The organism is Anabaenopsis arnoldii (assembly GCF_028331025.1).
GTDB lineage: Bacteria > Cyanobacteriota > Cyanobacteriia > Cyanobacteriales > Nostocaceae > Anabaenopsis > Anabaenopsis arnoldii.
Genome location: NZ_JAQMUH010000019.1, coordinates 1 through 5,760 on the forward strand (window position 1 = coordinate 1; position 5,760 = coordinate 5,760).

Here is a 5,760-nt window from a genome sequence, read left to right on the forward strand (position 1 = left end):
AGCACCAGAGATGATGTTGTTTCCGTAGATTAAGGAGCCAGCTACTGGTTCGCGGATCCCATCGATGTCTACTGGAGGAGCAGCGATGAAGGCGATAATAAAGCAGGTGGTAGCAGCTAGGAGGGTGGGGATCATGAGGACGCCGAACCAACCGATGTAAATCCGGTTTTCGGTGCTGGTGATCCATTCGCAGAAGCGATCCCATACGTTGGCGCTTTGGCGCTGTTGTAAGGTTGTGGTCATTTGTTTATGATTGCGGTTATGTATGTATGAATCAGGTAAGTGTTTGTACCTGTTGTTTACATACTAAATCAATTGTTTCGATTTGTAAAGTATTTTGACAAATATTTTTACAAAAAACTTAACATAATTCTTAAACCCTTACTCTGTAAGGGGTTAACCCTTTTACTGGGTAACACTAGAGTGTAAACATAAATCTAGTCCCCTCCCCTGATTAAGGGGAGGGTTAGGGTGGGGTAAAAACTTTGGGATATATATGATATGGGATTTTTACCACATACTAATGTGGGAATCCTGAGTTTTACCGAGATGCAACAGCTAAAAAATGTTAATGTTTCCATGGGTTTGATGCTCGAACAGTTAACCCCAGCACTGTTACATACTGTTTGTCATTATCCCCATGGGGAGGAACAGGCTTTAAAAGCCATTTTACAATCTGCGGGGTGGGAGTTATTACCACGTTTACCCATATATATCTATAATATCCCCAGTTTTATCATTGGTTGACTGGTGATTTAAAAACGGCTGTGCAACAATGGCGCAGTTAACTTACTTGATCCAACCTGTAGAAAAAATCAAACCAGTCCAAAAACGTCAAGCTATCTATGAGCAAGCACAACATCTGCGAGAAAAACTACAAATGGAAATAAAAAACTTGAGGTTTAACTTCCGAAACGGTAGCCTTTCCCGTAAACAGTATGAATGAGTGGTTGTTCTTTCGTGACCTCAATTTTACGCCGCAGTAGGCGAATCAAAGCAGCGATCACATTACTGTTTGGTTGTTCTTGATCTTGCTGCCAGAGATTTTGTAAAATCTGGGTATGGGTGAGTAGGTTTCCTGTATTTTCCATGAAATATTTTAGCAGTTGAGTTTCTTTTTGAGATAACTCAATCACCCGTCCTTGACGATAAGCCACTTGATTTTGATAATCTAGTTGTAAATCAGCCGCGATCAAGCGTCCAAGAGTGGTTTCATGGGTGGGGGAACCAGCACGACGCAATAAAGCCCTAACTCGTGCTAATAATTCTCGCAGTTCAAAGGGTTTGACTAAATAATCATCAGCACCCGCATCTAAACCTTGTACACGGTCATCTAGGGTGTCCTTGGCTGTGAGAAATAGTACCGGTGTAATTTTACCTTGGCGGCGCAATTCCTGACAAATCTCTAAACCTGTTTTCCCTGGTAGCATCCAATCTAAAATCAGTAAATCATAGGTAGTTACGGCGGCGAATTGGCTACCTATGACACCATCATAAGCTATATCCACATAGTAACCCTCGCGGGTTAACAGGCGACTTAAGGGGTCAGTCAGTTCAATTTCATCGTCAACTAATAAAATTCTCATGCTGCTTATGGTAAGCAATCAAGATATTCTCAAGATAAATTAACTGCCAAAAAGAAAATGTTAACTGTAGCATTGCCCAAAGGGGAACTACTCAAAAATAGCATCCGCCTACTCAAGTCTGTAGGATTGGATTTTAGCGCTTTTTTAGATTCTGGAATGCGTCAACTGCAAATTCCCGACGCTAGTGGGCGAGCCACAGGGCTACTGGTGCGGGGACAAGATGTACCTGTATATGTAGAATATGGTCAGGCACAGTTAGGGATTATTGGTTATGATGTGCTGCGGGAAAAAAAACCCCAAGTTGCACATTTAGTTGATTTACAGTTTGGTCATTGTCGAATGTCGGTGGCTGTCAAAGCATCTAGTGCCTATAAATCACCTTTAGATTTACCTCCCCATGGTCGAGTTGCTTCTAAGTATGTTAATTGCGCTCGTGAATATTTCCATAGTCTGGATCTACCTATAGAAATTGTACCCCTGTATGGTTCAGTGGAACTAGGCCCCATTACAGGAATGTCAGAGGCGATTGTCGATTTAGTTTCTACTGGGCGGACTCTACGGGAAAATGGTTTAGTAGAAATTACTACTTTGTATGAAAGTACGGCGCGGTTGATTGCTCATCCTCTGAGTTATCGTCTCAATACAGGTAACTTGCATCAATTAGTAGAACAACTGCGCCAGGAAGTAGCTGTAACTGTGGTTTAGAAACAGTAATCTCCAGGATGTTTCAATCATTCTGGAGTAGTTATTTATGCTTTGGGGCACAGATGTCCTCGCCGGCCATCGCACGAACCCCTAACAATCACCTCATAGCTTTCACAGTGTATACCCTGACCTATGTTATTCACATCTATACATTGAAAGGTTTCCCAAGGAATATCTTCAATGGCACCACATCGACTACAGTAAAAGTGATGATGGGGTTCTACATTGGCATCATAGCGACAAACCCCCTCTTCTAGTAATACCTCCCGCACAAGACCCACCTCCCGTAGGGCTTGTAGCGAACTGTAAATAGTCGCCTGGGATGACACGGGAAAGTCTTTGTTGAGATCCGCCAGGATGGTCTCAACTGTAGGGTGATCACACCGAGATAACAAATTTGCATAAACTGCGAACCTCTGAGGAGTCACCCTCAAACCCTTTGATTTCAAGGTTTGAATAATTGTGTGTGCCTCTTGTTGCATATTTGCGGCTACATTTTTCATTTTAACGATGTCCCTATTATAGTCACCGCCAGTAATAAATTAGTATTATGTGTTCACTAATTGAATATTTAAGTATTTATAACTATTGAAATTTTCCTAAATAAGAATTATTCTGATATAGTTCTAAGTGATGATAATATTACTATGGCTGTGATCGAAAAAGTTCCCAATGTTGTCTTTAAAACCCGGGTGCGTGACGAGTCGATTGGTGGACCAAACCCATTCCGTTGGCAAGACCGCACCACACAAGATATTTTTGGTGGTAAGCGTGTAGTAGTATTTTCACTACCTGGAGCTTTTACCCCCACTTGCTCTACTTCTCACCTTCCCCGTTATGAAGAACTGTATGACCAATTCAAAGCCCTAGGTATTGATGAGGTCATTTGTGTATCTGTGAATGATGCCTTTGTTATGTTCCAATGGGGTAAGCAACAAGGGGCTGATAAGGTATTTTTATTACCCGATGGCAATGGTGAATTTACCCGGAAAATGGGGATGTTAGTTGATAAGTCTAACCTGGGCTTTGGTCTGCGGTCTTGGCGCTACTCAATGGTAGTGAATGACTGCAAAATTGAAAAGATTTTCATTGAGCCTGGTTACGAGGATAACTGTCCTACAGACCCATTTGAAGTTTCCGATGCAGATACCATGCTCAATTACCTCAAAGGAGCTTAAAACTCCTACTGGTGTGTAATATTTTAAGGGACTGGGAATTGGGCATTGCCCTTTCCCCAGATTGAAATCTAAAATTTGAGGGACACATGAGTTACGATTTCGACTTATTTGTAATTGGTGCTGGGTCTGGTGGTATTGCCACCGCTAGACGTGCGGCGGAATATGGAGCTAAGGTAGGGGTGGCTGAGTTTGACCGACTAGGCGGAACCTGCGTAAATCGTGGCTGTGTCCCTAAAAAGTTAATGGTCTATGCATCCCATTTTCCTGAGTTGTTTGCAGAAGCTCAAGGATATGGGTGGAGTGCGGTGGAAAGTTCCCTGGACTGGGAAAAGATGATCACGGCGGTTAACAATGAAGTAACTCGCCTAAATGGTATTTATCAAAAGATGCTGGATAATTCCCAAGTTGAACTCTGGGAAGGATACGCTACATTTATTGATGCTCATACAATTCAGGTGGGGGAGCGTCAAGTTACTGCTGATAAAGTTTTAATTGCAGTAGGTGGTTATCCTATTAAGCCAGATATTCCTGGAATTGAACACGCTATTACTTCCGATGATATTTTTCATTTACAGGAAAAACCTCAACGCATAGTAATTTTAGGGGGGGGATACATCGGTTCAGAATTTGCTTGTATTCTCAATGGTATGGGTAGCGAAGTTACCCAGATAATTCGTCATGACAAGATTTTGCGTGGTTTTGATGAAGATTTACGCAATGAAATTCAGGAAGGAATGGGTAAGCATGGTATTCAAATTCTCCCCAATTCCCAATTGACTGCTATAGAAAAAACCCCAGAGGGTATTAACGTCAAAATCCGTCGGGGTGATGAGGAGGAGGAAACGGTAGTTGTGGATGTGGTCAGTTTAGCAGCTACTGGTCGTAAACCCAACACGCAAAAGTTAGGTTTAGAAAATACTCAGGTTCAGCTCGATAGTAAAGGCGCGATTATTGTAGATCAATACAGTCAAACTACTGAAGAAAATATCTATGCGGTAGGAGATTGTACAGATAATATTAATTTAACTCCTGTGGCGATTAATGAGGGGCGAGCCTTTGCAGATACGGTATTCGGTAATAAGTGCCGTAGGATGAGTTACGAAAATGTACCTACAGCAATTTTTACTACTCCAGAGGCGGCAACGGTTGGCTTAACTGAAGCCCAAGCTAGGGCAAAATATGGTAATGCGATTAAAGTTTACCGCAGTCGCTTTAGACCAATGTATTATACATTGGCCGGTAAGGATGAAAAAACCATGATGAAATTAGTGGTTGATCAAAGTAATAACAAGGTTTTAGGGGCCCATATGGTGGGTAATAGCGCTGCTGAAATTATACAAGGAGTGGCGATCGCCCTGAAGATGGGTGCTACTAAAGCTGATTTTGATGCCACCGTCGGTATTCATCCCACCTCGGCTGAGGAATTTGTCACCATGCGATAGGTTATTAGTTGGGTCAAAGGCCCCACCCACGAGGGGATGGGGTTTTACGCCCGCTTAAACTGGCATCTTAAATTATACAAGAATTATACAAGGAGTGGCGATCGCCCTGAAGATGGGTGCTACTAAAGCTGATTTTGATGCCACCGTCGGTATTCATCCCACCTCGGCTGAGGAATTTGTCACCATGGGATAGGTTATTAGTTGAATAAATTTGAACAATGCCCTAGATTAGGGCATTTTTTGCACTTGACATCATTAACAGATGGTGTATTCTTGTTACATACAAGATTTAATTAAAAGAGTTTACTTATGTCTCTTCAGTCTGTAGCTTTGGCTAACTTTTTTGGCTTATTGGCACTGATAGCTTACATATTGACTTTAACGCCCAGCATATTCAAAACTGTTTTCCCCAAAACGCGCCAAAATCAAACCTTACGTTGGTTAGGAAAAAAACGGCGAATTATTGGTATTGCATCCTATGTTTTAGCTTGCAGCCATGGTTTACTGATAGTGTTTAAACACAATATTGATTTCTTAAATCCTCTTACTTATATTCATTATTTTCAAGGAATATTCTCATTTTTTATTCTAACTTTACTAGCAATTACTTCTAATGATTGGAGTGTCAAACTTTTAAAAAAGAAATGGCAGAATATACACAGATTAACTTACCTGCTGATCTTTATCCTACCCTGGCATATCTTAGATAAAATCAGGACTTACGCAACTGGCACAAATAGGGAGCGGAGGGAGCCGCGCCACGGGACAATTTCAATTAAACCAAGCACATAGGAATACTTGGGCGTTTGAGTTGCTGTATTAAATAATTAGACAGCAAATTATGCTTGA

The 5,760-nt window shown here is 41.6% G+C and carries 7 protein-coding genes and 2 pseudogenes; 6 read left to right on the forward strand and 3 right to left on the reverse strand.

Annotated elements, in window-relative coordinates:
• Positions 1-243: pseudogene (locus PN457_RS01640) on the reverse strand (photosystem II q(b) protein); the annotation flags it as partial.
• Positions 244-501: 258 nt separating this feature from the next.
• Between PN457_RS01640 and PN457_RS01645 the strand changes: the two are divergent.
• A pseudogene (locus tag PN457_RS01645) lies at positions 502-687 on the forward strand (7,8-didemethyl-8-hydroxy-5-deazariboflavin synthase subunit CofG); the annotation flags it as partial.
• 215 nt (positions 688-902) lie between these two features.
• On the opposite strand, the gene rppA reads toward PN457_RS01645, so the two are convergent.
• Positions 903-1,586 (reverse strand): two-component system response regulator RppA, encoded by a 684-nt coding sequence (rppA, locus tag PN457_RS01650; RefSeq protein ID WP_271730884.1) that lies wholly within the window; start codon positions 1,584-1,586, stop codon positions 903-905.
• Positions 1,587-1,643: 57 nt separating this feature from the next.
• Between rppA and hisG the strand changes: the two genes are divergently transcribed.
• The gene (hisG, locus tag PN457_RS01655; protein ID WP_271730885.1) at positions 1,644-2,291 is read left to right on the forward strand and encodes an ATP phosphoribosyltransferase; all 648 of its coding nucleotides are present in this window, start codon (positions 1,644-1,646) and stop codon (positions 2,289-2,291) included.
• A 44-nt stretch (positions 2,292-2,335) separates the two neighbouring features.
• Here hisG and PN457_RS01660 read toward each other — a convergent pair whose 3' ends face one another.
• Positions 2,336-2,773, reverse strand: coding sequence for a Fur family transcriptional regulator (locus PN457_RS01660; protein WP_271730891.1), 438 nt, complete (start codon positions 2,771-2,773; stop codon positions 2,336-2,338).
• Positions 2,774-2,938: 165 nt separating this feature from the next.
• Here PN457_RS01660 and PN457_RS01665 point away from each other — a divergent pair, with 165 nt between their 5' ends.
• The 4 genes from PN457_RS01665 (at position 2,939) to PN457_RS01680 (ending at position 5,703) form a co-directional block, all read left to right on the forward strand.
• Positions 2,939-3,469 carry a peroxiredoxin gene (locus PN457_RS01665; protein ID WP_271730886.1) on the forward strand — a complete coding sequence of 177 codons (531 nt, stop codon included), beginning with the start codon at positions 2,939-2,941 and terminating at the stop codon, positions 3,467-3,469.
• An 86-nt stretch (positions 3,470-3,555) separates the two neighbouring features.
• Positions 3,556-4,911, forward strand: coding sequence for a glutathione-disulfide reductase (gor, locus tag PN457_RS01670; protein WP_271730887.1), 1,356 nt, complete (start codon positions 3,556-3,558; stop codon positions 4,909-4,911).
• A gap of 85 nt (positions 4,912-4,996) precedes the next feature.
• Positions 4,997-5,104: a hypothetical protein gene (locus PN457_RS01675; protein ID WP_271730893.1), complete on the forward strand. Its 108-nt coding sequence runs from the start codon at positions 4,997-4,999 to the stop codon at positions 5,102-5,104.
• 116 nt (positions 5,105-5,220) lie between these two features.
• Positions 5,221-5,703, forward strand: a complete 483-nt coding sequence (locus PN457_RS01680) for a ferric reductase-like transmembrane domain-containing protein (protein WP_271730889.1) — start codon at positions 5,221-5,223, stop codon at positions 5,701-5,703.
• Positions 5,704-5,760: the final 57 nt, after the last annotated feature.